The sequence below is a fragment of the Arthrobacter sp. FW306-04-A genome, assembly GCF_044358315.1.
Lineage (GTDB): Bacteria > Actinomycetota > Actinomycetes > Actinomycetales > Micrococcaceae > Arthrobacter.
In genome coordinates, this window is record NZ_CP084559.1 from 2521635 (window position 1) to 2545319 (window position 23685).

Below are 23685 nucleotides of genomic sequence, written 5' to 3' on the forward strand. Positions count from 1 at the left end.
TGGCGGGCGTGAAACCTTAAGAATCCTACGTGCCATGGCCAGCATGGCCAAACATCGATTCAGCCGAGGAATCGCCGAACAGCCTCGATATCGCTCCGTGACAGGCCGCGCCGCGGATCCGGTGAGATCCAAAGCACACGGTCGCCAAGGAATTCCGCCCAAGAGCGGGCTGCAGCCTCGTGGGCCAACTGATCATCCATCCACACGAAGCGTTCGGCTCCGGACTCTTGGACGTCCTTTTGCAAAACGTCCAGTTTCCACCAATCGGCGGTCTGGTCCCAGCCGTCACTGGTCAAAACGGGCCAATGTTCACCGTGGAGACCAATTGCCGGACACAGGAACTCAGGGGCGAGCCGCTGCCATGTGGTCAGCCAGACAAACCTCGCTGCGGGGTGCGTGGCCAGCGCGTTGAGCTCATCAACCAGTTCGGCGGCATAAACGACGTCCAGTATTCCGGCGTCGGCGATTTTCCATTCAGTACCCCAATCGGTGAAGCCCATGGGACCAAAGGGGTTCACGACGCCGTCGACGTCCAGATACAGCGTAACGATGCTCACTGGCCCCCCTCCCGGACTCGGCAATAAGCCCAGCGTAAGACACAAGAGCGCCGACCGCGCGGCCCCGACCAAAGGGACATTCGCAGAAAATTCACTATCTTGACGTCCGTCATAGAAATGATACGCTCGATGCATGGAAAACCGCACCGGCCACTCCGCCCAAAGCATCAGGCCCATCGAGGATTCGGTCCGCACCGACTTCAGCCAGGCCATGTCCTACGGCGGGTACCTGGACCTCGACCGCCTCCTAAGCGCCCAGCACCCGCTGAGCACACCGGAACACCATGACGAATTGCTGTTCATCATCCAGCACCAAACCAGCGAACTGTGGCTCAAGCTCGTCCTGCACGAACTCCTTGAAGCCCGCCGGCTCCTTGATGCGGACAACCTTGGCAAGGCCCTCAAATGCATCGCACGCGTCAAGGCGATACAGCGGACCATGACCGAGCAGTGGTCCGTCCTGGGCACGCTGACTCCGCGTGAGTACTCCGAATTCCGGCGCTTCCTGGGCAGTTCCTCGGGCTTCCAGTCCCATCAGTACCGCGGCGTTGAGTTCATCCTGGGCAACAAGAACCGCGACATGCTCCGGGTCTTCGAAAGTGATCCGGCAGCTCACAGCCAGCTCAGCGCGCTCCTCGAACAGCCGACTCTGTACGATGCCTTCCTCGCGGTACTGGCACGGGCCGGCTACGCCGTCCCCGCCGAAATCCTGGAACGTGACAAGAGCCAACCGTGGACGTTCCAAAAAGACCTTGTCCCGGTCTTCCAGGAGATCTACGAATCCGAAGCCACGCCGTGGGGTTTCTACGAGGCGTGCGAAGACCTCGTAGACATCGAGGACAATTTCCACGCTTGGCGCTTCCGCCACTTGCGCACGGTGCAACGAACCATCGGATTCAAGGTGGGGACGGGCGGCTCCTCCGGGGTCGACTTCCTCAAGCGGGCACTCGACCTGACATTTTTCCCGGAGCTTTACGCCGTACGCACCGAGATCGGCAACTGAGCCCCCAAGCAAGACCTCAATCAACACGTCCAGCAACCGCAACAGAAATTTCTTCAGGAGAGACATGAACAGCGTGCAGCAAACCCAACGGCCAACGTCGGGCGAACTCGACGCCGCCGATCCCCTCGCCGAACAGCGTGAGGCCTTTTACGCCCCCGAGGAGGGGCAACTCGCCGCTTATCTCGACGGGAATTCGCTCGGGCGCCCTCTCAAGGCCACGTCGGCGAAGCTGGCTTCATTCGTCCAGGACGCGTGGGGCAGCCGCCTTATCCGAGGCTGGGACGAACAGTGGATGGACGAGCCCACCCGGGTCGGCGACCGGATAGGCGCCGTCACGCTGGGCGCGGCCGCCGGCCAGGTCACGGTAGGCGATTCCACCTCCGTCATGCTCTACAAGCTCATCCGTGCCGCAGTGGACGCCCAACCGGGCCGCGATGAGATCGTGGTTGATCGCGACAACTTCCCCACCGACCGCTTCATCATCGAAGGCATCGCGGCGGAAAGGGGCGCCACCATCAAGTGGGTCGCCTCCAACCCGGCCAGCGGCGTCCGGACCACAGACCTTAAGGGGCTGCTCAGCGAGCGGACCGCCGTGGCCGTCCTAAGCCACGTGGCGTACCGTTCCGGCTTCCTCGCAGACGCGGAGGCGATCACCACGCTGGTCAAGGACTCCGGTGCGCTCATGCTTTGGGACCTGTGCCACTCAGTAGGCTCGGTGCCTCTCGAACTGGACGCGTGGGGTGTCGACCTTGCAGTGGGTTGCACGTACAAGTACCTCAACGGCGGCCCAGGCTCCCCCGCCTTCGCCTATGTCAACGCGGCGCAGCAAGACCGCTTGCAGCAGCCCATTTGGGGGTGGATGGGTGCCGACAGCCCTTTCGGCATGACGGAAAGCTACACGCCCGCCAAGGGGATCCGGCGCTTCATCACCGGCACTCCGCCCGTTCTCGCCATGCAGCCACTCAAGGACATGGTGGAGCTCATTGCGTCCGTCGGGATGGACGCTGTGCGGGAGAAATCCATCAGGCTCACTGAATACGCCGTTGCCTTGGCCGAAGACATGCTGGTCCCACTGGGCGCCGAGATTGTCAGCCCGCGCAACATCGCAGAGCGTGGCTCGCACATCACGGTGGACCATCCCCTCTTCGGCGAGGTCACCAAGAAACTCTGGGAGCGGGGGGTCATCCCCGACTTCCGTCCGCCGCACGGACTGCGGATCGGCCTCTCACCGCTCAGTACCAGCTTTGCCGAGGTTGAGCTGGGTGTGACCGCCATCCGGGACGCCCTCGCCGAGCTCTTGTGAGTGCTGTCCTTGACGACATGGACTCCCGGCCCGGGAGCACCACGTCGTTGCTGCGCACGGTCATCGGCTTGTACCTGCGCGATGCCGGCGGATGGATGTCCACCAGGCACATCATCGCCCTCATGGAGGCCCTCGGGGTCTCCGCGGCTGTGACCCGGACGGCCTTGTCGCGGTTGAAAAAGAAGGAAATCGTGTTCCCCCGGCAGTGCCAGGGTGTTCCCGGCTTCGCCATCACCGACGGCGCTGCGGCCATGCTTGCCCGCGGCGACCGCCGGATCTACAACCCCCGGCTGATGTCGTCAACGGACCGTTGGTGCCTCGTGTCCTTTTCCATCCCGGAAACAGAACGGGAAAAGCGGCACCAATTGCGGCGCAGGCTCCACTGGATCGGCTGCGGCACGGTGGCGGCGGGGCTGTGGATCTGCCCGGATTCCCTGCGCGAGGAGGTGGAGGAGATCCTGGAGGACCTCGAGTTGCGCGGCATGGCCACCGTGTTCGTCACTGATGCTCCCCTGGTTGGCGGCAGCCTCCGCGATGCCGTCTCCGTTTGGTGGGATCTCGACGCAGTGGCGGAACTGCATCGCGACTTCATCCGGCATCATGGTTCGGCGGCCGACGGCGGCAGTTCGGGTAACGGTCCCGACGGCGGCTCAGGCGATGCTCACCAGCTGATGGGAACCTCTCCCGAGGCGTCGGCCGAAACCTTCGCCGGCTATGTCCGATGCATCGACCGTTGGCGGATCATTCCGTATCTGGACCCAGGGCTGCCGGCTGAATTCCTGCCGGAGGATTGGCCCGGCATGGCGGGAATCGCCTTGTTCGAGCGCCTCGGGGCCGCCTATTCACGGCCGAGCGCGGACTTCGTACGAAGGACTCTGGCGTCATAGGAGGCTGGAACCCGTGATCACCCACAGCACCAGGAGTAGTCTGGAAACATGAACTTCCCCGATGGTGGATGGTTCGCGAGGTTGCCATGACCCGCTCCTGGTTGCGTTGGTTGCCGGCCGCGATGGTTCCGGTAGCCCTTGCCGCGGCAGCCCTGGCTGGTTCCTACCAGGCGGGCGCTGCGACGAGCCTGCCGCACAAGACGGCCGCGGAAGTCATCGCCATGATCGGCCGCTCCGAGGTCCGTGCTTTGTCCGGTACGCTTCAGCAGAATTCCGAACTGGGACTCCCCCAGCTCCCCTCCACTGGACCTGCCGCTACCCAGGGCCCTGCTTCCGTGATTGAACTCTTGAGCGGTTCGCACACGGCCCGGGTCTACGTGGACGGCCCCTCCAAAGCCAGGTTCCAGGTGATGGACATGCTCGCCGAGCGGGATCTCGTCCGCAATGGCAGCGATCTCTGGCTCTACAACTCGGCCGACAACAGCGCGGCGCATATGACACTGCCTGCGCCGCCCAAGACCGGCAGCCCTGCCCCGCACGCAACACCAACTCCCGGAGTGGCCACACCTGACGTCGTCGCGCAACACTTCCTCGCCGCGGTCCAGCCCAGCACGGAAGTGACCGTGGGCGACGGAACCACGGTGGCCGGACACACGGCCTACCAGTTGGTGATCAAACCACGCAGCACCGGAACTCTCGTCGACTCCGTGACGATCGCCGTCGACTCCGCCTCCGGCCTGCCGCTCGGGGTCGATGTGCGGGCACGGGGCCAGTCCGCGGCGGCCGTTTCGCTTGCCTTCACTGACGTGAACCTGTCCGCTCCCGACGCCGGCCTGTTCAGTTTCACTCCACCTCGCGGTGCCGCCGTGGAAGAGAAGGCAACTCCACAACTGCGTGCGCTGCCCGGGAAGGCCGGCCAGGCACCGCAGACGAAGGCAACAGCCGGCCGGCCCACGATCACGGGCAGCGGCTGGGACGCAGTGATCGGCTTGCCGGCAGGCACAGTGCCCGCTGATGTCCGGGCTGCTCCGTTGATGGCCCAGCTCACCCAGGCGGTTCCGGGCGGGCGCGCGCTGACTACCAGCCTGGTGTCTGTTCTGATGCTCGACGACGGCCGCGTCTTCGCGGGAATGGTGCCACTTGAGCGGCTGCAAGCTGCAGCCGCCCCGCAATGACGGAGGCATCCCCGCCAGCTGAACTGGCGATAGAAACACGGGGCCTCAGCAAGCAGTTCGGCCACCGGGCCGCGGTCGACGGAATCGACCTAGCAGTTCCCCGCGGATCCGTCTTTGGCTTCCTCGGCCCCAATGGTTCCGGCAAGACCACCACTATCCGTTTGCTGCTTGGCCTGGCGTCCGCCTCAAGCGGCAACATCCGGGTCCTTGGCGGGGAAATGCCACGCCAACTGGCAGCAATCCTGCCCCATGTTGGCTCCTTAGTGGAGGGGCCGGCTTTCTACCCCTTCCTGTCCGGGGCCGCGAACCTTCGGCGACTGGACAGCGCCGATCTGCATGCCTCCCCGTCAACCCGTGCGGCACGGGTTGACGAAGCACTCGAACGGGTGGGGCTGTCCCATGCCGCAGGCAAGAAAGTCCGCGCCTACTCCCTCGGGATGAAGCAGCGCCTCGGGATCGCACATGCCCTGCTGCGGCCGCGGGAACTGCTTGTCCTGGATGAACCCACCAACGGCCTGGATCCACAGGGCACCAGGGAGGTACGTAGCTTGGTCCGCTCCCTCGCCGCCGGAGGCACCACGGTGTTCGTTTCCAGCCATCTCCTCGCGGAGGTGGAGCAGATGTGCACCCATGTGGGCGTCATGAGCGTCGGTAAACTCGTGGCACAAGGAACCCTGCGGGAACTCCGGGCCGGAGGGAAGGCCACCATCCGGCTCCACACGCCTGATGTTGAGGCCGCCGTCCGTGTCCTCTCAAGGCTCGGCCTACAGTCGGAACTGTCAGTTCCGTCCCCCGGCTCGTCCGGTCCCGATGGCCAGAGTCTTGTCAGTACCGGTTCACCGGGGCACGATGTGGCGCCCGAGGCGATCGTGGCGGCCCTCGTCGCGGACGGCGTCCGGGTCCGCGGCTTTGGCGTGGAGAACGCAAGCCTGGAGGAGCGCTTCGTCTCCCTCACCGGAGAGGGCTTCGACATTGCTGGCTGAACGCGGGACTGAACCCATGACTGCCGCGCCCAAGGGCCGGCCGTCAAGCTCGCGGTCCCTCATGGCCTCGGAGCTCTCGGTACTGTTCAGGCGGCTGCGGACGTGGGCCATGCTGCTGGCGCTCGCAGCCATTCCCATTCTCATTGCCGCGGCGGTCAAACTGAGCTCACACCCCGTGGCTCCGGGCCGGGGTCCACCTTTCCTGGATCGAATCACCCAAAACGGGCTTTTCGTCGGCGTGACAGCGCTGGTGGTTTCGGTGCCATTGTTCCTGCCCCTCACTATCGGGGTCGTAGCAGGCGACACGATTGCTGGAGAAGCGAACCTGGGGACGCTCAGGTACTTGCTCGTCGCCCCCGCGGGACGCGTCCGCCTCTTGCTGATCAAATACACGGCCGCCGCCGTGTTCTGCTTGGCAGCGACCCTGACGGTCGCCGCCGCCGGTGCTCTGGCCGGGGTGGTACTGTTCCCGGTGGGCCCCGTCACGCTGCTCTCGGGCGACACTATCGGCGTCGGCGAGTCCGTAGTGCGTTCCTTGCTGATTGCTGCCTATGTAGCCGTATCGCTGCTGGGGCTTTCCGCTATCGGGCTGGCGATTTCCACCTTTACGGACATTCCCGTCGGTGCAATGGCGGCCACCATCGTGCTGTCCGTGGTGTCGCAAGTGGCCGACAATCTGCCGCAACTGGAATGGCTGCATCCTTGGTTGTTCAGCCACTACTGGTTGGGCTTCGCCGATCTCCTGCGCCAACCCATCTCATGGGTGAGCTTCGGAGACAACGCCTTGCTGCAAGCGGGTTACATTCTGGCAGCAGGGGCGTTGGCCTATGGCAAGTTCACGAGCAAGGATGTCCTGTCCTGAAGTACGGCCTGCCCGTAAGCTCTTGGCATGGCAAGATTCTTCGATGTTCACCCGCAGGACCCCCAACCACGCGCAATTGCCCAGGTGGTGAACATCCTGAAGTCGGGCGGACTGATCGCCTACCCCACCGATTCCTGCTACGCACTCGGCGCGCAAATTGGCAACAGGGAAGCCCTCGAGCGGATCCGCTCGATCCGCCAGCTGGATGGCAAACACCATTTCACTTTGGTCTGCAAGGACTTCGCGCAGCTCGGACAATTCGTCATGATCGACAACGATGTGTTCCGAAGCATCAAGGCTGTCACGCCGGGAAGCTACACATTCATCCTTCCTGCCACCAAGGAAGTGCCGCGCCGCCTCCTGCACCCCAAGAAAAAGACGGTAGGCGTGCGTATTCCAAACCACAACTTCGTCCAGGCGCTGCTGGCCGAACTAGGTGAACCGCTCCTTTCCAGCACCTTGTTGCTCCCCGACGAGGAGGAGCCATTGACCCAGGGTTGGGAAATCAAGGAACGCTTGGACAACCTGGTGGAAGCCGTGATCGATTCCGGGGACACTGGAGCAGAGCCCACAACCGTGGTGGACTTCTCAAGCGGCACAGCGGAAGTGGTCAGGCGCGGCACCGGCGATCCCTCCCGTTTCGAATGAGCGTCGACGAAACCCGGATCGCCATCGACGTCGATGGCGCACCGATCTCCGGCATCTACACCCGGCCTGCCAAATCATTCGCGACCCTAGTGCTCGCCCACGGAGCGGGAGCGGGAATGGAGCATCCCTTCCTGGGCGGCCTCGCACGCGCATTGAACGACGACGGCGTAGCGACCTTGCGATTCAACTTCCCCTACCGGGAAGCCGGCAAGAGGTTCCCCGACCGGCCACCTGCGGCGATCGCGGCGTGGCGGGCCGTCATGGTGGAAGCGGCGTCCCGTTCAGAGGGCGAGCCGCTGTGGGCGGCAGGTAAGTCCTTCGGTGGTCGCATGGCGTCGATGGCAGTGGCCGAAGGCATGCCCGCGGCTGGACTCGTCTACCTCGGCTACCCCCTGCACCCGCCTGGGAAACCGGAGAAGCTGCGTGACGAGCACCTCTACGGGCTCACCCTGCCGATGCTTTTCCTGCAGGGCACTCGAGACACCTTCGCGACGCCCGAGTTGCTAGAAGGCGTAGTGTCCCGGATAGGCCCGACGGCCACCATCGAGTGGTGGGACGGCGGCGACCATTCCTTCGATCGCGTCGGAGTCAAAAAGAGCGCGGCGGATGTAGGTGCCTCATTGGCAGGCCCGGTATCAGCGTTCCTTCGTAAGAACCGCTGAGCCCGATGCGGGTCCTCAAGACTTCACTGGATATTAGGCTTTCGCCGAGGCAACGGCTATGCCGGGCGGCAGCGGCTCATGCCGCAGGTACTCCCGGCGGAAACGGCCACTGCCGGCGGTCAGTCCCCGCAACACGATCGCGTACCGCAGCAATTCCTGTTCCGGAACTTCGGCGCTGATTTCAGTACTTTCCCCGCCCACGGACGTCGTACCGGTGACACGCCCGCGGCGGGAGGACAGATCACTCATGACGGCGCCCACGTGATCGTCTGCCACAAGGACAGTAACGGCCGAAATCGGCTCCAGGAGTTGAATGCTGCTGGCCGCAGCGGCCTCCCGCAATGCCAACGCGCCAGCGGCTTGGAAAGCCGCGTCCGAGGAATCGACACTGTGCGTCTTGCCGCCCACCAGGGTAACCCTGATGTCGACTACCGGGAAGCCTGCCCGCACCCCTTTGTTCATTTGGGCCCGGACACCTTTCTCGACCGAAACAACGTAAGTGCCGGGGATGACTCCGCCGACAATCCTGTCGACGAATTCGAAACCGGCCCCGCGTTCAAGGGGTTCCACTTCGATATCGCAGATCGCATATTGTCCGTGGCCTCCCGATTGCTTGACATACCGCCCGTGTCCGGCTGCCTGGGCGGCGAAGGTCTCCCTGAGCGGGGTGATGACCTCCACCGTTTGCAGCTTCACCCCTTGCTCGCGCAACCTGTCGAGGACCGCCTCCGAGTGCGCCTCTCCCATGCACCACAAGACCAGCTGGTGGGTTTCGGCGTTCCGCTCCACCCTCAGGGTCGGATCGCCTGCCGCGACTTTGGCCAGGCTCTTGGACAGCGCATCCTCGTCGCCGTGAGAGGCCGCTTCGATCGCGACAGGCATCAGCGGCTCCGGCATATCCCAGGTTTCCACGAGCAGCGGCGCCTCGCGGGCGGAAACGGTGTCTCCCGTCTCGGCGCTCGCCACCTTCGCGAGTGCGCAAATGTCCCCCGCCACCGCGAACGGCACCGGCCGGAGGGTGGACCCCAACGGGGAGTAAAGATGCGTGATCCGCTCGTCGCTGTCGTGGTCGGGATGGCCCCGTTCCGCCAGGCCGTGCCCGCCCACGTGCACGGCAGAGTCCTCGCGAAGTGTCCCCGAGAAAAGCCGCACAAGGCAAACGCGCCCCAGGAACGAGTCAACGGTAGTCCGTACCACTTCGCCAAGGAGCGGACCGTCCGGATCGCACGTCAGGGGTTCCACGGGTGTCCCACCCAAGTCGGTTACCGTAGGCAGAGTCCGCTCAGTTGGCGGCGGAAATGCCCGGGTCAGCACCTCCAACAGTTCGGCCGTGCCGACGCCGGTCGCAGAGGACGTTGCCAGCACCGGGAAGAACGTCCCCCGGACGATTGCGGTCTCCAAGTCCTCCACGAGGGTGTCGACGGGGACGTCTTCGCCGCCAAGGTACCGGTCCATCAGCGTCTCATCCTCGCTCTCCGAGATGATGCCCTCGATAAGCTCGCCCCGGGCAGCGTCCGAGCCGGCCAGTTCCTCCCCAGCCGCAGGACGTACTGCGGGACGCGGATTCCCGGGGGTGTATTCAGACACCGAACCTGAAAGAAGCCCGAGCAATCCCGTGACGGCGTCACCATGGCGGACCGGTAAATGGAGGGGCAGGACCGAATCACCGAAGGATCTGCGGCATTCAGCGAGGACGGCATCATAGTTCGCTCGTGGATGGTCAAGACGGCTTATCACTACGGCCCGGGGCATGCCGACGCGCTCGCATTCGCTCCACAACGCGGTGGTCCCGGCGTCGACCCCGTCAACGGCCGACACGACGAACAACGCCGCATCCGCCGCACGCAGCCCCGCACGCAACTCGCCCATGAAATCGGCGTAGCCCGGGGTGTCGAGAAGGTTCACTTTGACGTCGTCGAATACGAGGGGTGCTGCCGAAAGTCCGATGGAACGCTGCTGGTGGATGGCCGTCGCTTCCGAGTCACTCACGGTGGTGCCTTCGACGATCGAACCCATGCGGGTTACGACGCCGGCGGCGTAGAGGAGGGACTCAAGCAGCATCGTTTTCCCAGCACCCGAGCGACCGATCAAGACCACGTTGCGGATATTCTCGGGACGATCGGCTGATGTTGCCGAAGCGTCCGCGCGCCGAAGATCGGGGTTGGTCCGGTTCGACCCCTTCGTCGCACTGCCTGAGCCTTTCACCGACATGAGCACCTCCTGGAGTAGAAGCCGAATCCCCCGCGTCCCTTGCTAACCGATTCCACACCCTTGACCCGCGCACGGCAAGAGGAAAGCCAACTCACGGTGCTGAAACCGCGCGTGCAAAAGGCTAGGAGAGCATGCCCCACACCAAGCGAACGGAAAGGGCGGCGCTTGCGGCAATGACTACCGCGAATGTCACGAGCCACAGCAACGACGGCACCCCGGTGGAACGGGCCAGGATGTAGGCGTCCGACGACGCCAGCCGATCCCGACGCTGAGTGTGGACCGATGCGACCTTGAACCAATCCCGCACGGCTCCTACTTCCAAGGCTATTCCGAGCCCCAACACCACATGGCTGACCGTTGAGGGATTGGCGAACATGACAAGCAGCTGGGCAATCGCCGCGCTGAGCAGCGCAACGAAGATTCCGGTGAAATTCCGCAGGAAGATGAGCGCGACCAGCAGCATCAACGCCCCGATGGACATGGCCGCTCCCGATCGCCCTGCGAACACAGACCAGATGAGCGCTACGCCCACCACTGCGGGACTCGGATACCCCCAGAACCCGGACCAGGCCGCTCCGAACTTGCCCCGCCCACTGCTGAGGAGTTCTCCCGAGTGGTCGAGCCCAATCTTGAGCCCGTGAACAATCCGGCCCGTCATGAGGGCGGCGAACGCGTGTCCGAGTTCATGCACGAACGTCACATAAAGGCCAAACCAACGCCACGTGGCCCGCGGGATACTCAGCACGACGGCCGCAGCCACGATGCCCAAGACAACGGGCGTCGAGAGGTTTGGGGCCTCCGGGGTGGTGAATCCCCGCACCACGGCTTGCCACCAGTCGTTGGCCAGGTCAGCGGGACGCAATTCCATGTTCATCACCGTGGCATCCTAAAGAAGAAGCCTGTGAATGCCTCTCAGTCAGCCTCAGCCAGGCCACCTCACCCCGGGTCACGTCCTGTGCTTGGTCTTTGCCGTAGCAGGCGCCGTCCACGGGTCTTCAGGCCAGGGATGCTTTGGATAGCGGCCGCGCATCTCCGCACGGACCTGGGCGTAAGGGCCGGACCAGAAGGAAGCCAGGTCGTCCGTCACGGCCAACGGTCGCCTGGCCGGGGAAAGCAGGTGGAAGAGCACCGGCACCCGCCCGCCTGCCAAGCGGGGCGTCTCAGCCCAGCCGAAACACTCCTGCAGCTTGACGGCCACCACCGGCCGGCCGCCGTCGTCCGCGGCGTCCGGATAGTCGATCCTCACCCGCGAACCGCTCGGCACGTCAAGCCATTCCGGTGCCAGATCACCGAGGCGTGCCGCCGCGGGCCACGGCAACAGCCGCTGTAACGGTTCGGCCAGGTTGATGCCGTTCGTGGCGGCGCCTCCGGCTAACGCTTCCAGCTCCGGTGCCAGCCACTTATCCAGACTGGCCAGCAACGCCGGTTCGGAAACGTCCGGCCAGGGATCACCCAATTCCCGGCGCAGCAAGGCCAGGCGCCGGCGTAGCGCATCCGCCGCCGTCGACCATCCGATCGTCCCCAAGCCGTCCTTCGCCAAGGCGCGGGCTACGGCAATCCGCCCCTCCTCCACGGAGGGCCGCACCGGCGTCGACGAAAGCACGATCGCTCCCAATCGCCGTTCCTGCCGGGCCGCAACGCGGCCTTGCTTGAATTCTGCTTCCACAGTGTCGCTCAGGAGGTGGCTGGCGGCAGCCTGCGCCGAGTCCGCTGCCAGGGGCGCGGCGGAACGGATGACCGCGCCGGTCCCTGCCGCATCCCGGCCCTCAGCGCGGGACACTTCGGCCACTGCGAGCCATTGGTGGCCGGCCAGCGGACTGCCTGCCGGCAGCCCGGCGCGTGTCCCGGAAGTCAGCAGGTACCGTTCAGGTCCGGAGCCCGGAACGCGACGGGCCACACGGTCCGGGAACGCAAGGGCGACCACGAACCCGAGCGCTTCCGCAGGGCTCGCCGGAGAGGTCAGGCTCGCCCGTGAAGACAGGGAGGGTACGACGCCGGAGCTCTCCTGGCGTGCAATCGCCTCCATGCGCCGGACATCCTCTGCCCAACGTGCGGCCGCGGGATCCTTGCCAGACCGGAGCGAGACCAGGAGGCGGGTCAGATCAGCTCCGGGAGGGCGCTGATCCCCCGCGACGAGTGCAACGGCCTCAGCCGCCTCGCGACGCCCGACGACGGCGGCGCCATCGAGCAGTGCGCGGGCCAGGCGCGGATCGGCGGGAACCCTTGCCAGCGTCTTTCCCACGTCCGTCGCAAGTCCATCCGGGGAAATCGCGCCGAGTTCCCGGAGCACTTCCACCGCATCATCCATCGCTGCTTGGGGTGGCGTGTCTGGAAGGGCCAGTCCCCGGCCACGTGGCGATCCCCAACAGGCCAGGACCAGGGCGGCGCCCGTCAGGTCCGCGGACGCAATTTCCGGGGTGGGGTGGGCCGGTGCCGCACCAAACGCCTTTTGCTCGTAGCAGCGGACCACTCGACCGGGCCCCTGGCGTGCCGCGCGTCCGGCACGCTGTTCCGCGGACGCGCGGGAACAGGAGACGGTAACCAAGCCGGACATTCCGCGGTTGGAGTCGCGCCGCAACTCGCGGGATAGCCCCGCGTCGATGACAAGCCGGACTCCCGGAACAGTCAGGGAGGATTCGGCCAATGCGGTCGACACGATGATCCGGGGAGGTCCGCCAGGTTCCCGCCCGGAAACTGCCCGGTCTTGTTCAGCCGGGCTTGCCTGTCCGTGAAGCTCCAACACCTCCGCGCCCGGTACCCTTGCAGCGAGGCGGGCGCGCAGCCGGGAAGCGACGTAGGACACCTCCCATGCACCGGGGACAAACACGAGAGCGTCGATGTCGGGGCCGGCCGCGAGCGTTTCGGCGTACGACGCCCCAGCCGTATCCGCCACATGGTCCAGGAAAGCGCGGGCCACCCCGCGTGCATCCAAGCGCGGCACGGCCGCGGGTGCCCAGTCCACCTCCAAAGGGTGCAGCGCGGAAGCGCAGTTAACGACGGGAGCCGGCCCGCCGCCGTCGTGCTCTCCAGTTCCGTCCTTCCCGACGGCCGCACCCCCAATCAGCGCGGCGAACCGTGGCGCGTCCAAGGTTGCCGACATTGCCACAAGGGCGAGGTCTTCGCGCAACCCACGGACCTCGATGAGCATGCCCAGCAGCAGGTCTGTCTCCAAGCCGCGTTCGTGAACCTCGTCGAGGATCACCGCATTGATGCTCTCAATCCCCGGATCCGCAAGCAGCCGCCGCAAGAGGATTCCAGGGGTGACGAACTCGATGAGGGTTCCCGGACCCGTCTTGCTTTCTCCCCGGACGGTGTATCCGACGCGGTCACCCAGGCGGCTGCCATCGAGGGCGGCGAGGCGGCGTGCGGCCGAGCGCGCAGCAACCCGGCGTGGCTGGGTCACCACCACGCGGGGGCGTTCATCCCCGTTGGCGGAGCCGGCCGCGATATTGGCAAGCAGGGGCGGAACAAGCGTCGTCTTGCCGGTTCCTGGAGGGGCTTGTACGACGGCGGTTCCAGCCGCCCCGTTTGCCCCAAGCGCTTCGGCGAGTTCTCCCAACGAGTCCGCGAAAACGAGTCCTGCCCCGATCGCGCCAAGGTCAAAGAGGCTGTAGGCAGGCGCGGCGTTCCGCGGGACGAGTGGGGAATTCACTCCTCCATTGTGCATACATGCGGAACCGAGCCTGAAAGGTGGACTGCTTGCCGAATCGGGAGGACGATTAAAGGGCAGTCGCTAGAAGGAGGTCAGTGATGTGCTACGGGTACTACAAGGATTTCCAGCGGGACACCAGGAAAGATGCCTCACGGGAATCCGAGGAACGTCCTGAACCCAAGGTGGACGCGAAGGACTTCACGTTCTGGGCCTTCCCACGCCGCCACCGTGAGTTCACGAACGATCCGGAACCGGTAATCGACCGGACCCGCGAGAGGGTCTAGCCCAAAAAGTGAAAGGAATGTCCTGGATGGGGCGTTCCTTTCATTACGGCGGCATCTCGGCTCTTGTTTCAGCTGAACTGCAACTCCCCGAAGTCTCACCGCCATGAATTCAACAGCGCCTAGGAACGGAGCCTGAGGTGGCTATGACGGCGGACTCCATCACCCTTCTCATTCTGCTCATTGTCGTAGCGGTCATCTGGTTCGCGATGGCCGTCCACATCGTCACGCAATACGAACGCGGAGTCCTGTTCAGGCTGGGAAGGGTCCAGCGTGTCAGGCTACCCGGCCTCGTCGTCATCATCCCGTTCGTTGACCGGCTGAGGAAGGTCTCCCTGCGGATCGTCACCGTGCCCATCCAGTCCCAAGGCATCATCACCCGGGACAACGTCAGCGTGGACATTTCCGCCGTTGCCTATTTCCGGGTAGTGGACGCCATCAAGTCCGTCATCGCGATTGAAAACATCCACGCGGCCATCGACCAAATCGCCCAAACCACGCTCCGAAAAGTTGTGGGGCAACACACCTTGGACGAAACGCTCGCGGAAACGGACGTGATCAACGCCAATATTCGCCAGATCCTGGACGGGCTGACCTTGGAATGGGGCGTCGAGGTGACATTGGTGGAGTTGAAGGACATTCAACTGCCGGACAGCATGAAGCGCGCCATGGCCCGCCAGGCGGAAGCTGAGCGCGAGAAGCGCGCCAAGATCATCGCCGCAGAAGGCGAATCCCTCGCCGCAGCCGCACTGGGCAGGGCCTCCGACACCATGATGGCCCACCCCTTGGCGCTGCAGTTGCGTAACCTCCAGACCATGGTGGAACTCGGCGTAGACAAGAACACCACGGTGGTCTTCCCGGCTCCGTTGATGAGCACCATCAACGAACTCGGAGCATTCCTTGCCCGGGAAGCGGCCTCGGCGAAAGCGGTTCAACCGCCCACAGTGGACGACGCATCAGCGTCGGCCAGAACCGAGGTAGCAGCGCCGGGCATGAGCCGGTAGAACGCTGACGCACTCAAGGCGGGCAACGACACCCTGTCGGCACAGGAGACCGGTCAGGCCGTGACGTCTACAGAAGTGTCGTCCGCTTTATACACGGCTTCGGCTACATCTTCCCGGAGGTGGTAGTCCCTGGCTTCGACCGGGTACAGGGAACCACTGACCACGTAATAGCCACGTCCTTCCCCTGGCCCGCCAGCCGCGGAGTCTATGGCGGCTATCAGTTGTGGTTCCAAGGGCTGTTCGCTGCCGAGTTCCCGCAATCTAGCGAGATCCTGGGCCTCCAGGCGACTGATCAAACCCGGAATATCGCACATCTAAAACACCGTCCTGTTCGGTCCGTGGGAAAGGTTCGCGCCGTCGCCCCAGCCGTAGGTGCGTGCCAAGAACAGTAAGCCCGGGAATCGTGTGTGGCAAGGGTCCAATCAGGCCGTTCCACTAAATGGACGCCGCTTGCTGCGGCCTGTGGTTTCATGCTGCGTTCTTGGTTCCGTTGCCTACTGTTCAGTAACGGTCTGCAACATGGAACCGGTGAGTTCACCATGCAAAGCCCATTCGGGCGAAAATGTCCCCTTCTCCGCAACCCGGCGCGGTTTTCTTGCCGCCGCTCTGACAGGCGCAGCTTTGACCTTGGCGCCGGTGTCCTTCGCGGCAGCCGCTACCGGAACCAGCAAGACCAAGACGATCACGGGCCATCTGGACCCGGGCGCCGCAGACTTCGTGTATTTGCCGATCGAGGTCCCGGCCGGCGTCAACAAGATCAGCGTCTCGTACACCTACAACAAGCCCCAGGTGTCCCCTGGACTTCTCGGGAACGCGTGCGACATCGGAATTTTCGATGAGAAGGGCACGGACATCGCCGGCAAGGGCTTCCGTGGCTGGTCGGGCGGTTTCCGCACGGAATTCAGCATCAGCGCCGGCGAGACGACGCCCGGCTACCTGCCTGGACCCGTGGGTAAGGGCACCTGGAACGTTGTTCTCGGCCCGTACCAGGTGGCCGAACAGGGCCTTGACTACACCGTGAATGTCACGCTCGAGTATGGACCGGACGGCACGCCCTTCAAACCCCAGTATCCGGCGCAGCAGATCGCCGGGCGCGGCGCAGGCTGGTATCGCGGCGATGCGCACCTGCACACGGTCTACTCCGATGGAAAGCGCACCCCCGAAGAGGTGGCAGCGGGCGCCCGCGCCGCGCGGCTCGACTTCATGATCTCCACGGACCACAACACACCTGCGTCGCACGGCGTCTGGGGACCGCTCGCGGGCAATGACCTGCTCATCCTCACCGGTGAGGAAGTCACCACGCGCAACGGTCACTACCTCGCCCTCGGACTGGAGCCCGGCGAGTGGATCGACTGGCGCTACCGGGCCCGCGACAAAGGATTCGAGAAGGAAGCCCAGCGGATCCACGCCTCCGGCGGGATTGTTGTCCCGGCGCACCCGTATTGCCCCTACGTCGCCTGCCGCTGGAAGTTCGGGTATGACGACGCCGATGCGGTCGAAGTGTGGACGGGCCCGTGGACCCTGGACGACGAGTACTCTGTCAACACCTGGGACTCGATGCTGGCCCACTCGGCGCGTACAGGCGGGCGATGGCTTCCAGCCATGGGCAACAGCGACGCACACAGCGTCCCTCAGGTCATCGGTTGGCCCCACAACGTGGTCAACGCCGCCGCATTGTCCCGCGATGCATTGCTGGACGGCATCCGCAATGGCCGGAACTGGATCGCCGAGTCCGCGGACGTCTCGGTGGACTTCAAGGTGACATCCGGAGGCAAGAGCGCGACGGTCGGCGATCGTCTCGACGTCGCGGCAGACGCTCCGGTCACGGTGACGGCGAAGATCGCAGGGGTGCCGAACGGCGTCGTGCGCTTCATCACGGATGAAGGGCAGACCCAGCAGGTCACGCTTCCCGCGTCGGGCCAGGGCACGAGCACGTGGCTCACCACCCCTCAGCTCGCGGCGTATGTGCGCGTCGAAGTCCGGCACCCGAAGACCGACGGTACGTCGGGCAGCGGTACTGAGATGGGCGCGACCCTCCCGCTCGGCCCCATGGCAGCGTTGACCAACCCGATCTTCCTCGGTAAGAGCTAGTCCCGAACAGGTCCGATTCTGAGGGAGTCCCTGCCAGTACCCCTACCAGCAGGGACTCCCTCACATCGGAAATCTCCTGTTGGATGGATAGGGTCGCTCTGAAACCCAGAGCCAACCGGTCCATGGGCCGTCGCGCCTGACACCGCGAACACCGATCCTCCGTCCATAAACAGGAGAAACATGCTTACCGTGAATGCTTACGCCGCCCCGTCCGCGGGCGAGTCCCTCATCCCGACCACCATTGAGCGCCGCGATGTCGGCGCCCACGACGTGCTGATCGAGATCAAATACGCAGGCATCTGCCATTCAGACATCCACACCGTCCGCGGCGACTGGGGACCGCAGTCCTACCCTCTCGCCCCCGGCCACGAAATCGCCGGTACTGTCACCGAAGTCGGCGCCGAAGTCACCCGCCACAAGGTCGGCGACCGGGTAGGCGTAGGCTGCATGGTCAACTCCTGCGGCGAATGCGGGAACTGCCGCAAGGGCGAGGAGCAATACTGCCTCAAGGGCATGACCGGGACCTATGGCGCCGTCGACCGCGACGGAACGATCACCCAGGGCGGATACTCCACCCACGTTGTGGTGACCGAGGACTTCGTCGTACGGATCCCCGAAGGAATAGAGCTCGACGCCGCCGCTCCGCTGCTGTGCGCAGGGATCACCACCTACTCGCCGCTTCGGCACTGGGGCGCCGGTCCCGGCAAGAAGGTCGCTGTGGTCGGACTCGGCGGGCTGGGCCACATGGCCGTCAAGCTCGCACACGCCATGGGCGCCGACGTCACGGTGTTGTCCCAGTCCTTGAAGAAGATGGAAGACGGCCTGCGCTTGGGCGCAGACCAGTACTACGCCACGAGCGACCCGGCAACGTTTGAATCGCTCGCCGGCACTTTCGACCTGATCATCAACACCGTCAGCGCCCCGATCGACATCAGCTCCTACCTTCAGTTGCTGGCCCTCGACGGCGCCTTGGTGAACGTGGGCGCACCCGCGGAGCCGCTCCCGGTCAACGTGTTCTCGCTCATTACCGGACGTCGCTCTTTCGCCGGATCCGCGATCGGCGGCATCCGCGAGACCCAGGAAATGCTCGACTTCTGCGCCGAGCATGGACTCGGTGCCGAGATCGAGGTCATCCCGGCAGACAAGATCAATGACGCCTACGAGCGCGTGCTCGCGTCCGACGTGCGGTACCGCTTCGTCATCGATACGTCCACACTGGGCTAGGCCTGATTCGTCCCTCCCGATTGTCCCTGCGAGGCACTTGCATTGTCGCTCCGGCCGCATGCTTGTGCCTCGTGGGGACGTTTGCTGCCGGCGAGTATCCCTTGGCTACGGGAGTCCGCACCAACGATGATGTCCCCATGAAGGCAACTCGATGAACAAGAACCGGCTCGAGGCATTCAGTGACGGCGTCCTCGCGATCGTCATCACCATCATGGTGCTCGAACTGCGGATTCCCGCGGAACCAACCTGGACTGGCCTGCTGAGTGTCCTTCCGACATTCCTTAGCTACCTGCTCAGCTTCGTCTACGTGGGGATCTATTGGAACAATCACCACCACATGATCCACTTGGCGGATCGGGTCAATGGCGGAATTCTCTGGGCAAACCTGCACCTGTTGTTCTGGATTTCGCTCTTCCCGTTCAGCACCCGATGGATGGATGAATCGGGCTTCATGGAGGTCCCCGTGCTCGCCTACGGGTTCAACCTACTCAGCGCGGCCATTGCCTACTTCATCCTGCAGCAGTCGCTGGTCCGGCAGCAGGGGCGGCAAGGAGCGCTCGCTCGGGCGCTCGGCCGGGACTGGAAGGGGAAGACGTCGCCCCTCATCTACTTGGCTGGTCTTGGCCTCTGCTTCCTGCATCCATTGCTCGCCGTCGCCGCTTACACGGTAGTTGCGCTGATCTGGCTGGTTCCGGACCGCCGCGTTGAACACTTTGTCATCCGCGCACACCAAGACTGACCCGCGTGGTAGGAACGCGTACAAAGTGCATCTTGGACCAAGTGGCGCTTCGCACGGACTCGCCGCGCTACCTCAGACCCGGCGGGAGCGGCGTTCAAGCAGCAGCGTATCCCGCCATTGGCCGGCCAGGGGCCCCGCGTTCATGCGCGCGATGCGTTCACGGCGGCCAACGATGGTGAAGCCATTCGCTTGGTGAAGGCGGATGCTGGCCTGGTTTTCGGGGAAAATGCTGGATTGGATGGTCCAGATGCCATGCCGTTCGGTCGACTCAGCCAGGGCTTGCAAGAGCAGGCTTCCGATGCCCCGCCCGCGCGCAGACCCGGCGACATAGACGGAGTGTTCGACGACGCCGGCATAAGCCGGGCGGGCCGACACCGCGGAAACGGCCGTCCACCCCAACACCCGACCGGATACTTCGGCTACGAAGCGGTGATCCGGAAGGCGGCTTGTGTTGAAATGCTCCCACTCCGGGGCGGCCACCTCAAAGGTGGCCTGCCCGGTCTCGATGCCCTCGGTAAAGATCGCACGGACCTCGGGCCAATCCTCAGGACTCATGGGCCGGATCAGGACGGCTCCGGCTTCGCTAGACATCCACCTATTATGCACTTTGATTTACGAGCCCTTGATTGAAGTCCCCGTCCTTGTTGCACTTGTCTATGGAACCCGCTGGATCCGGGGTCCGCAGACACTACTTCGTCCCCGCCGCCGTCCCCTCCGCCAAGTTGACACATCAGGAGCCCCCAATGAGCAAAGAACAGTTGATCATCATCGGATCCGGCCCTGCCGGATACACCGCGGCAATCTACGCAGCCCGGGCGGGCCTGAATCCCTTGGTCCTTGCCGGATCCGTCACCGCCGGCGGCGCGTTGATGAACACCACCGAAGTGGAGAATTTCCCCGGCTTTCCCGGCGGCATCCAGGGACCCGAGCTTATGGAGGGCCTCCAGGAGCAGGCCGAGCGGTTCGGCGCCAGGATAGTGTTCGACGACGTCACTGAGGTCCAGCTGGCCGGGCACCTCAAGCGCGTGGTCACCGGGTCACGCGATACCCACAAGGCACTGGCCGTGATCCTCGCGACCGGCTCCGCCTACAAGGAGCTTGGCTTGCCGGAGGAGAAGAGACTCAGTGGGCATGGCGTTTCCTGGTGCGCCACCTGCGATGGCTTCTTCTTCCGCGAGCAGGACATTGTGGTGGTGGGCGGCGGCGATTCGGCCATGGAAGAAGCAACGTTCTTGACCCGATTCGCGAAGACCGTGACCGTCGTCGTCCGCAGGGAAGAGCTCCGAGCCTCCCGGATCATGGCCCAGCGGGCCAAGGACAATCCGAAAATCCACTTCGCCTGGAACTCGGCGATCACCGCCATCCACGGCGACGCCAAGGTCACCGGCGTGACCCTGGCTGACACCCGCACCGGTGAAACACGCGAACATGCGGCCACAGGCATATTCGTGGCCATTGGACATGTCCCTCGGACGGACCTTGTTGCAGGTCAGGTGGATCTCGACGCCGAAGGCTACATCAAGGTTGACTCCCCCGCCACGGTCACCAGCCTTTCCGGGGTCTTTGCCTGCGGTGACGCGGTGGACCACCGCTACCGCCAAGCCATTACGGCCGCCGGCACAGGCTGCGCGGCCGCACTGGATGCCGAGCGGTACCTCGCCGCACTTGAGGATGCTGACAGCATCGCCACCGCCCTCGTCGAGGAACCCACGCACGCGTGAGTAGTGCGTTTCTCAAGCCATACCTAAAAACCACTTTTCGGTACGCCTAACTTAACGGTATCCTCATCATGTTCGTGTCCCCGATGTTGAGGAAACCATGGCTACCACTCTTGCGGTGCAACCGGCCGGCAAGCCCCGGTGGCGGCCCCGCCTACTTTTGTTGGGACCGGCTTTCGTGGCCGCGATCGCCTACGTGGATCCGGGAAACGTCGCGGCTAATCTGACTGCCGGTGCCAACTATGGCTACTTGCTCGTTTGGGTCTTGGTTGCAGCGAACATCATGGCGGTCTTGGTGCAATACCAGTCTGCGAAACTCGGTTTGGCCACGGGCCACAGCCTTCCCGAACTCCTCGGCATGCGGCTGGGAACACACCGCCGCAGGCTGTATTGGGTCCAGGCGGAAGTTGTTGCCGGGGCTACTGACATGGCTGAAGTCATTGGCGGCGCCGTCGCACTCAACCTCCTCTTCGGGCTGCCGCTTCTCATGGGAGGCGTCATCATCGGGCTGGCATCCATGATGCTCCTGGCGCTCCAGTCGTCACGGGGCCAAAAGTCCTTCGAATACGCCATCATGATGCTCTTGGCGGTCATCGCCGTCGGTTTCGTTTCGGGGCTCTTCGTCAGTCCGCCCGAGACCGGAGGGGTGTTGGCAGGTTTGGTACCGCGCTTCGAGGGCACGGACACAGTCCTCCTCGCCGCCAGCATGCTAGGTGCCACCGTGATGCCGCACGCCATCTACCTACATTCCGCCCTGGCCCGTGACAGGCATGGCTTCTCTCAAGATCCGGCGGTGCGGACAAAACTCATCAGGGCAACCCGGGTGGATGTCGCAGCGGCGTTGATGCTGGCGGGGGTTGTGAACATTGCCATGCTCCTTTTGGCCGCCTCCAGCCTGCGGGGTGTCGAAGGGACTGACACCATCGCAGGAGCCCATGCCGCAGTCACCGCGGCGCTTGGTCCAATCATCGGCGTAGCTTTCGGCGTAGGCCTGCTGGCCTCGGGCCTGGCCTCGACGTCCGTTGGATGCTATGCCGGGGCAACGGTGATGGGGGGCCTCCTCAAGATCCGCGTGCCCCTCCTGACCCGCCGGATGGTCACATTGATCCCGGCCTTGATCATTCTCGGAGCGGGAATTGAACCCACCCTGGCACTCGTATTAAGCCAGGTCCTGCTCAGCTTCGGCATTCCCTTTGCCTTGATTCCGCTGATTCGGCTCACTGGCAAACGCGAGGTCATGGGCATCCACACTGATTCAACTGCATTGAAGATTGCCGGGTGGACCAGCGCGGCACTCATCGTGGGCCTCAACTGTGTCCTCATCGTCCTGACAATCACGGGGCACTCCTAGGCGTTCCCGGCAGCCGCGATTGCGCCGTGCACTTCGGGGAGGACCCCAGGACTTAGGCTGGGTCTGAGCGCCGAAGGAGAACCCCCATGAGCAACCCCCGGGCCCTGGCCCGTCGGCTGGGCACCTTTGACGCGGTCGTGATTGGTTTGGGCTCCATGATCGGCGCCGGCGTATTCGCGGCCTTCACTCCCGCCGCTTCCGCCGCAGGATCAGGACTGCTGATTGGGCTCGTGGTCGCGGCCGCGGTGGCATTCTGCAACGCGACGTCTTCCGCCCAGCTCGCCGCCGCATACCCGACGTCGGGCGGAACCTATATTTACGGGCGCGAGCGGCTGGGACCGTGGTCGGGATACTTGGCCGGGTGGGGATTCGTGATCGGTAAGACCGCCAGCGCCGCTGCCATGGCGATGACCTTCGCTGCCTATGCCGCCCCCGCAGGGTGGGAGCGTCCTGTGGCGATCGCCGCCGTCGTCGTCCTTGCCGCCGTGAACTATCACGGCGTGACGCGCACGGCCGGCCTGACCCGCATTCTGGTACTCGCCGTACTGGCGGCCCTCGCCATTGCCGTGGCAGCGTGCTGGGGTGGCTCTGCCCCCGCGTCGGCCAAGATTCTTGGGGACGGGCTGCTTGCACACGGCTGGTACGGGATCCTCCAGTCCGCCGGGCTGCTCTTCTTCGCCTTCGCGGGCTATGCGAGGATCGCGACCATGGGAGAGGAGGTCCGCGACCCCCGGCGCTCAATCCCGCGCGCCATCGGGATCTCATTGGGCATCACAGTCATTCTTTACGCCATCATTGCGGTGACCCTTCTCGCAGCCCTCGGCCCGGACGGCGTGGCAGGTACACCAACACCGCTCACTGCCGCCGTCGGAAACGGAATTTTGTCATGGGCCGTCCCCGTGGTCCGCGTGGGAGCCGCCGTCGCCGCCCTGGGTGCCTTGCTGGCACTCATCGCCGGTTTGGGCCGGACCACGCTGGCCATGGCCCGGCACCATGATCTACCCCATTGGCTCGCCGCCGTCCATCCGCGCTATCGCGTCCCGCACAGGGCCGAAGCCGCACTGGCCGCTGTGATCTGCCTTGTTGTCGCCGTCGCCGATGTGCGCGGTGCGATCGGTTTCTCCTCGTTCGGCGTGCTCATCTACTATTTGGTCGCCAATATTGCCGCGTTCACCCAGCCGCCCGCAGACCGGCGATACCCCAAAGCGCTCCAAGTGTTCGGGGCCTTGGCTTGCGTGGTCCTGGTAGCCACCCTCCCCCCGCTATCGGCGGGCGTCGGCGTGCTCATGTTCGCCGTCGGCATCGCCCTGCGGGCGGTCAGGCTCAATCGATAG

22 protein-coding genes are annotated in these 23685 nt (G+C 64.4%); 16 read left to right on the forward strand and 6 right to left on the reverse strand.

What is annotated here, in order from left to right; all coding sequences use genetic code 11:
- Nucleotides 1-59: 59 nt before the first annotated feature.
- Nucleotides 60-557: an HAD domain-containing protein gene (locus tag LFT43_RS11555; protein WP_395796907.1), complete on the reverse strand. Its 498-nt coding sequence runs from the start codon at nt 555-557 to the stop codon at nt 60-62.
- Between the two features lie 133 nt (nt 558-690).
- On the opposite strand from LFT43_RS11555, the gene kynA reads away from it, so the two are divergent.
- From kynA to LFT43_RS11595, 8 genes are all read left to right on the forward strand, one after another.
- Complete coding sequence (gene kynA, locus LFT43_RS11560) at nt 691-1560, forward strand: tryptophan 2,3-dioxygenase (RefSeq protein ID WP_395796909.1); 870 nt, start codon at nt 691-693, stop codon at nt 1558-1560.
- A gap of 64 nt (nt 1561-1624) precedes the next feature.
- Nucleotides 1625-2863: a kynureninase gene (locus LFT43_RS11565; protein ID WP_395796911.1), complete on the forward strand. Its 1239-nt coding sequence runs from the start codon at nt 1625-1627 to the stop codon at nt 2861-2863.
- Nucleotides 2860-3750, forward strand: coding sequence for a PaaX family transcriptional regulator C-terminal domain-containing protein (locus LFT43_RS11570; protein ID WP_395796913.1), 891 nt, complete (start codon nt 2860-2862; stop codon nt 3748-3750). Before LFT43_RS11565 ends, LFT43_RS11570 begins: the two co-directional genes overlap by 4 nt.
- Before the next feature lie 86 nt (nt 3751-3836).
- Nucleotides 3837-4925 carry an outer membrane lipoprotein carrier protein LolA gene (locus tag LFT43_RS11575; protein ID WP_395796915.1) on the forward strand — a complete coding sequence of 363 codons (1089 nt, stop codon included), beginning with the start codon at nt 3837-3839 and terminating at the stop codon, nt 4923-4925.
- The gene (locus LFT43_RS11580) at nt 4922-5908 is read left to right on the forward strand and encodes an ABC transporter ATP-binding protein (protein ID WP_395796917.1); all 987 of its coding nucleotides are present in this window, start codon (nt 4922-4924) and stop codon (nt 5906-5908) included. The genes LFT43_RS11575 and LFT43_RS11580 overlap by 4 nt, the downstream gene beginning before the upstream one ends.
- Before the next feature lie 16 nt (nt 5909-5924).
- Entirely contained in the window at nt 5925-6770 is an 846-nt protein-coding gene (locus LFT43_RS11585; protein ID WP_395796919.1) for an ABC transporter permease, read from the forward strand.
- 27 nt (nt 6771-6797) lie between these two features.
- Nucleotides 6798-7418, forward strand: coding sequence for an L-threonylcarbamoyladenylate synthase (locus LFT43_RS11590; protein ID WP_395796921.1), 621 nt, complete (start codon nt 6798-6800; stop codon nt 7416-7418).
- Nucleotides 7415-8080, forward strand: coding sequence for an alpha/beta family hydrolase (locus LFT43_RS11595; RefSeq protein ID WP_395796923.1), 666 nt, complete (start codon nt 7415-7417; stop codon nt 8078-8080). The genes LFT43_RS11590 and LFT43_RS11595 overlap by 4 nt, the downstream gene beginning before the upstream one ends.
- Before the next feature lie 33 nt (nt 8081-8113).
- Here the strand turns inward: LFT43_RS11595 and LFT43_RS11600 are convergent, their stop codons facing one another.
- The 3 genes from LFT43_RS11600 to hrpB form a co-directional block, all read right to left on the reverse strand.
- Nucleotides 8114-10291, reverse strand: coding sequence for an elongation factor G-like protein EF-G2 (locus tag LFT43_RS11600; RefSeq protein ID WP_395796925.1), 2178 nt, complete (start codon nt 10289-10291; stop codon nt 8114-8116).
- Nucleotides 10292-10412: 121 nt separating this feature from the next.
- Nucleotides 10413-11165 carry a M50 family metallopeptidase gene (locus tag LFT43_RS11605; RefSeq protein WP_395803030.1) on the reverse strand — a complete coding sequence of 251 codons (753 nt, stop codon included), beginning with the start codon at nt 11163-11165 and terminating at the stop codon, nt 10413-10415.
- A gap of 72 nt (nt 11166-11237) precedes the next feature.
- Nucleotides 11238-13943 (reverse strand): ATP-dependent helicase HrpB, encoded by a 2706-nt coding sequence (hrpB, locus tag LFT43_RS11610; protein ID WP_395796927.1) that lies wholly within the window; start codon nt 13941-13943, stop codon nt 11238-11240.
- Between the two features lie 98 nt (nt 13944-14041).
- On the opposite strand from hrpB, the gene LFT43_RS11615 reads away from it, so the two are divergent.
- Both LFT43_RS11615 and LFT43_RS11620 read left to right on the forward strand, forming a co-directional pair.
- Complete coding sequence (locus LFT43_RS11615) at nt 14042-14227, forward strand: hypothetical protein (protein WP_395796929.1); 186 nt, start codon at nt 14042-14044, stop codon at nt 14225-14227.
- Between the two features lie 143 nt (nt 14228-14370).
- Nucleotides 14371-15228 (forward strand): SPFH domain-containing protein, encoded by an 858-nt coding sequence (locus LFT43_RS11620; RefSeq protein ID WP_395803032.1) that lies wholly within the window; start codon nt 14371-14373, stop codon nt 15226-15228.
- 53 nt (nt 15229-15281) lie between these two features.
- On the opposite strand, the gene LFT43_RS11625 is transcribed toward LFT43_RS11620, so the two are convergent.
- Nucleotides 15282-15542, reverse strand: a complete 261-nt coding sequence (locus LFT43_RS11625; RefSeq protein ID WP_395796931.1) for a hypothetical protein — start codon at nt 15540-15542, stop codon at nt 15282-15284.
- Between the two features lie 205 nt (nt 15543-15747).
- Here LFT43_RS11625 and LFT43_RS11630 point away from each other — a divergent pair, with 205 nt between their 5' ends.
- The 3 genes from LFT43_RS11630 to LFT43_RS11640 all read left to right on the forward strand — a co-directional run bounded on the left by LFT43_RS11630 (nt 15748) and on the right by LFT43_RS11640 (nt 19282).
- Complete coding sequence (locus tag LFT43_RS11630; protein ID WP_395796933.1) at nt 15748-17319, forward strand: CehA/McbA family metallohydrolase; 1572 nt, start codon at nt 15748-15750, stop codon at nt 17317-17319.
- A 180-nt stretch (nt 17320-17499) separates the two neighbouring features.
- Entirely contained in the window at nt 17500-18543 is a 1044-nt protein-coding gene (locus LFT43_RS11635; RefSeq protein WP_395796935.1) for an NAD(P)-dependent alcohol dehydrogenase, read from the forward strand.
- A 151-nt stretch (nt 18544-18694) separates the two neighbouring features.
- Entirely contained in the window at nt 18695-19282 is a 588-nt protein-coding gene (locus tag LFT43_RS11640; RefSeq protein WP_395796937.1) for a TMEM175 family protein, read from the forward strand.
- Between the two features lie 72 nt (nt 19283-19354).
- On the opposite strand, the gene LFT43_RS11645 is transcribed toward LFT43_RS11640, so the two are convergent.
- Nucleotides 19355-19873, reverse strand: a complete 519-nt coding sequence (locus LFT43_RS11645; protein WP_395796939.1) for a GNAT family N-acetyltransferase — start codon at nt 19871-19873, stop codon at nt 19355-19357.
- Between the two features lie 152 nt (nt 19874-20025).
- On the opposite strand from LFT43_RS11645, the gene trxB reads away from it, so the two are divergent.
- The 3 genes from trxB (at nt 20026) to LFT43_RS11660 (ending at nt 23685) form a co-directional block, all read left to right on the forward strand.
- Complete coding sequence (gene trxB / locus LFT43_RS11650) at nt 20026-21003, forward strand: thioredoxin-disulfide reductase (protein ID WP_395796941.1); 978 nt, start codon at nt 20026-20028, stop codon at nt 21001-21003.
- 97 nt (nt 21004-21100) lie between these two features.
- Nucleotides 21101-22351 carry an Nramp family divalent metal transporter gene (locus LFT43_RS11655; RefSeq protein ID WP_395796943.1) on the forward strand — a complete coding sequence of 417 codons (1251 nt, stop codon included), beginning with the start codon at nt 21101-21103 and terminating at the stop codon, nt 22349-22351.
- Between the two features lie 86 nt (nt 22352-22437).
- Nucleotides 22438-23685 carry an APC family permease gene (locus tag LFT43_RS11660; protein WP_395796945.1) on the forward strand — a complete coding sequence of 416 codons (1248 nt, stop codon included), beginning with the start codon at nt 22438-22440 and terminating at the stop codon, nt 23683-23685.

What these genes read in the sequence shown, in the direction of transcription:
- kynA (WP_395796909.1), top strand. Translation starts at nt 691, where the DNA reads ATGGAAAACCGCACCGGCCACTCCGCCCAAAGCATCAGGCCCATCGAG.
- LFT43_RS11565 (WP_395796911.1), top strand. Translation starts at nt 1,625, where the DNA reads ATGAACAGCGTGCAGCAAACCCAACGGCCAACGTCGGGCGAACTCGAC.
- LFT43_RS11575 (WP_395796915.1), top strand. Translation starts at nt 3,837, where the DNA reads ATGACCCGCTCCTGGTTGCGTTGGTTGCCGGCCGCGATGGTTCCGGTA.
- LFT43_RS11580 (WP_395796917.1), top strand. Translation starts at nt 4,922, where the DNA reads ATGACGGAGGCATCCCCGCCAGCTGAACTGGCGATAGAAACACGGGGC.
- LFT43_RS11585 (WP_395796919.1), top strand. Translation starts at nt 5,925, where the DNA reads ATGACTGCCGCGCCCAAGGGCCGGCCGTCAAGCTCGCGGTCCCTCATG.
- LFT43_RS11590 (WP_395796921.1), top strand. Translation starts at nt 6,798, where the DNA reads ATGGCAAGATTCTTCGATGTTCACCCGCAGGACCCCCAACCACGCGCA.
- LFT43_RS11595 (WP_395796923.1), top strand. Translation starts at nt 7,415, where the DNA reads ATGAGCGTCGACGAAACCCGGATCGCCATCGACGTCGATGGCGCACCG.
- LFT43_RS11600 (WP_395796925.1), bottom strand. Translation starts at nt 10,291, where the DNA reads ATGTCGGTGAAAGGCTCAGGCAGTGCGACGAAGGGGTCGAACCGGACC.
- LFT43_RS11605 (WP_395803030.1), bottom strand. Translation starts at nt 11,165, where the DNA reads ATGAACATGGAATTGCGTCCCGCTGACCTGGCCAACGACTGGTGGCAA.
- LFT43_RS11615 (WP_395796929.1), top strand. Translation starts at nt 14,042, where the DNA reads ATGTGCTACGGGTACTACAAGGATTTCCAGCGGGACACCAGGAAAGAT.
- LFT43_RS11620 (WP_395803032.1), top strand. Translation starts at nt 14,371, where the DNA reads ATGACGGCGGACTCCATCACCCTTCTCATTCTGCTCATTGTCGTAGCG.
- LFT43_RS11625 (WP_395796931.1), bottom strand. Translation starts at nt 15,542, where the DNA reads ATGTGCGATATTCCGGGTTTGATCAGTCGCCTGGAGGCCCAGGATCTC.
- LFT43_RS11630 (WP_395796933.1), top strand. Translation starts at nt 15,748, where the DNA reads ATGGAACCGGTGAGTTCACCATGCAAAGCCCATTCGGGCGAAAATGTC.
- LFT43_RS11635 (WP_395796935.1), top strand. Translation starts at nt 17,500, where the DNA reads ATGCTTACCGTGAATGCTTACGCCGCCCCGTCCGCGGGCGAGTCCCTC.
- LFT43_RS11640 (WP_395796937.1), top strand. Translation starts at nt 18,695, where the DNA reads ATGAACAAGAACCGGCTCGAGGCATTCAGTGACGGCGTCCTCGCGATC.
- LFT43_RS11645 (WP_395796939.1), bottom strand. Translation starts at nt 19,873, where the DNA reads ATGTCTAGCGAAGCCGGAGCCGTCCTGATCCGGCCCATGAGTCCTGAG.
- trxB (WP_395796941.1), top strand. Translation starts at nt 20,026, where the DNA reads ATGAGCAAAGAACAGTTGATCATCATCGGATCCGGCCCTGCCGGATAC.
- LFT43_RS11655 (WP_395796943.1), top strand. Translation starts at nt 21,101, where the DNA reads ATGGCTACCACTCTTGCGGTGCAACCGGCCGGCAAGCCCCGGTGGCGG.
- LFT43_RS11660 (WP_395796945.1), top strand. Translation starts at nt 22,438, where the DNA reads ATGAGCAACCCCCGGGCCCTGGCCCGTCGGCTGGGCACCTTTGACGCG.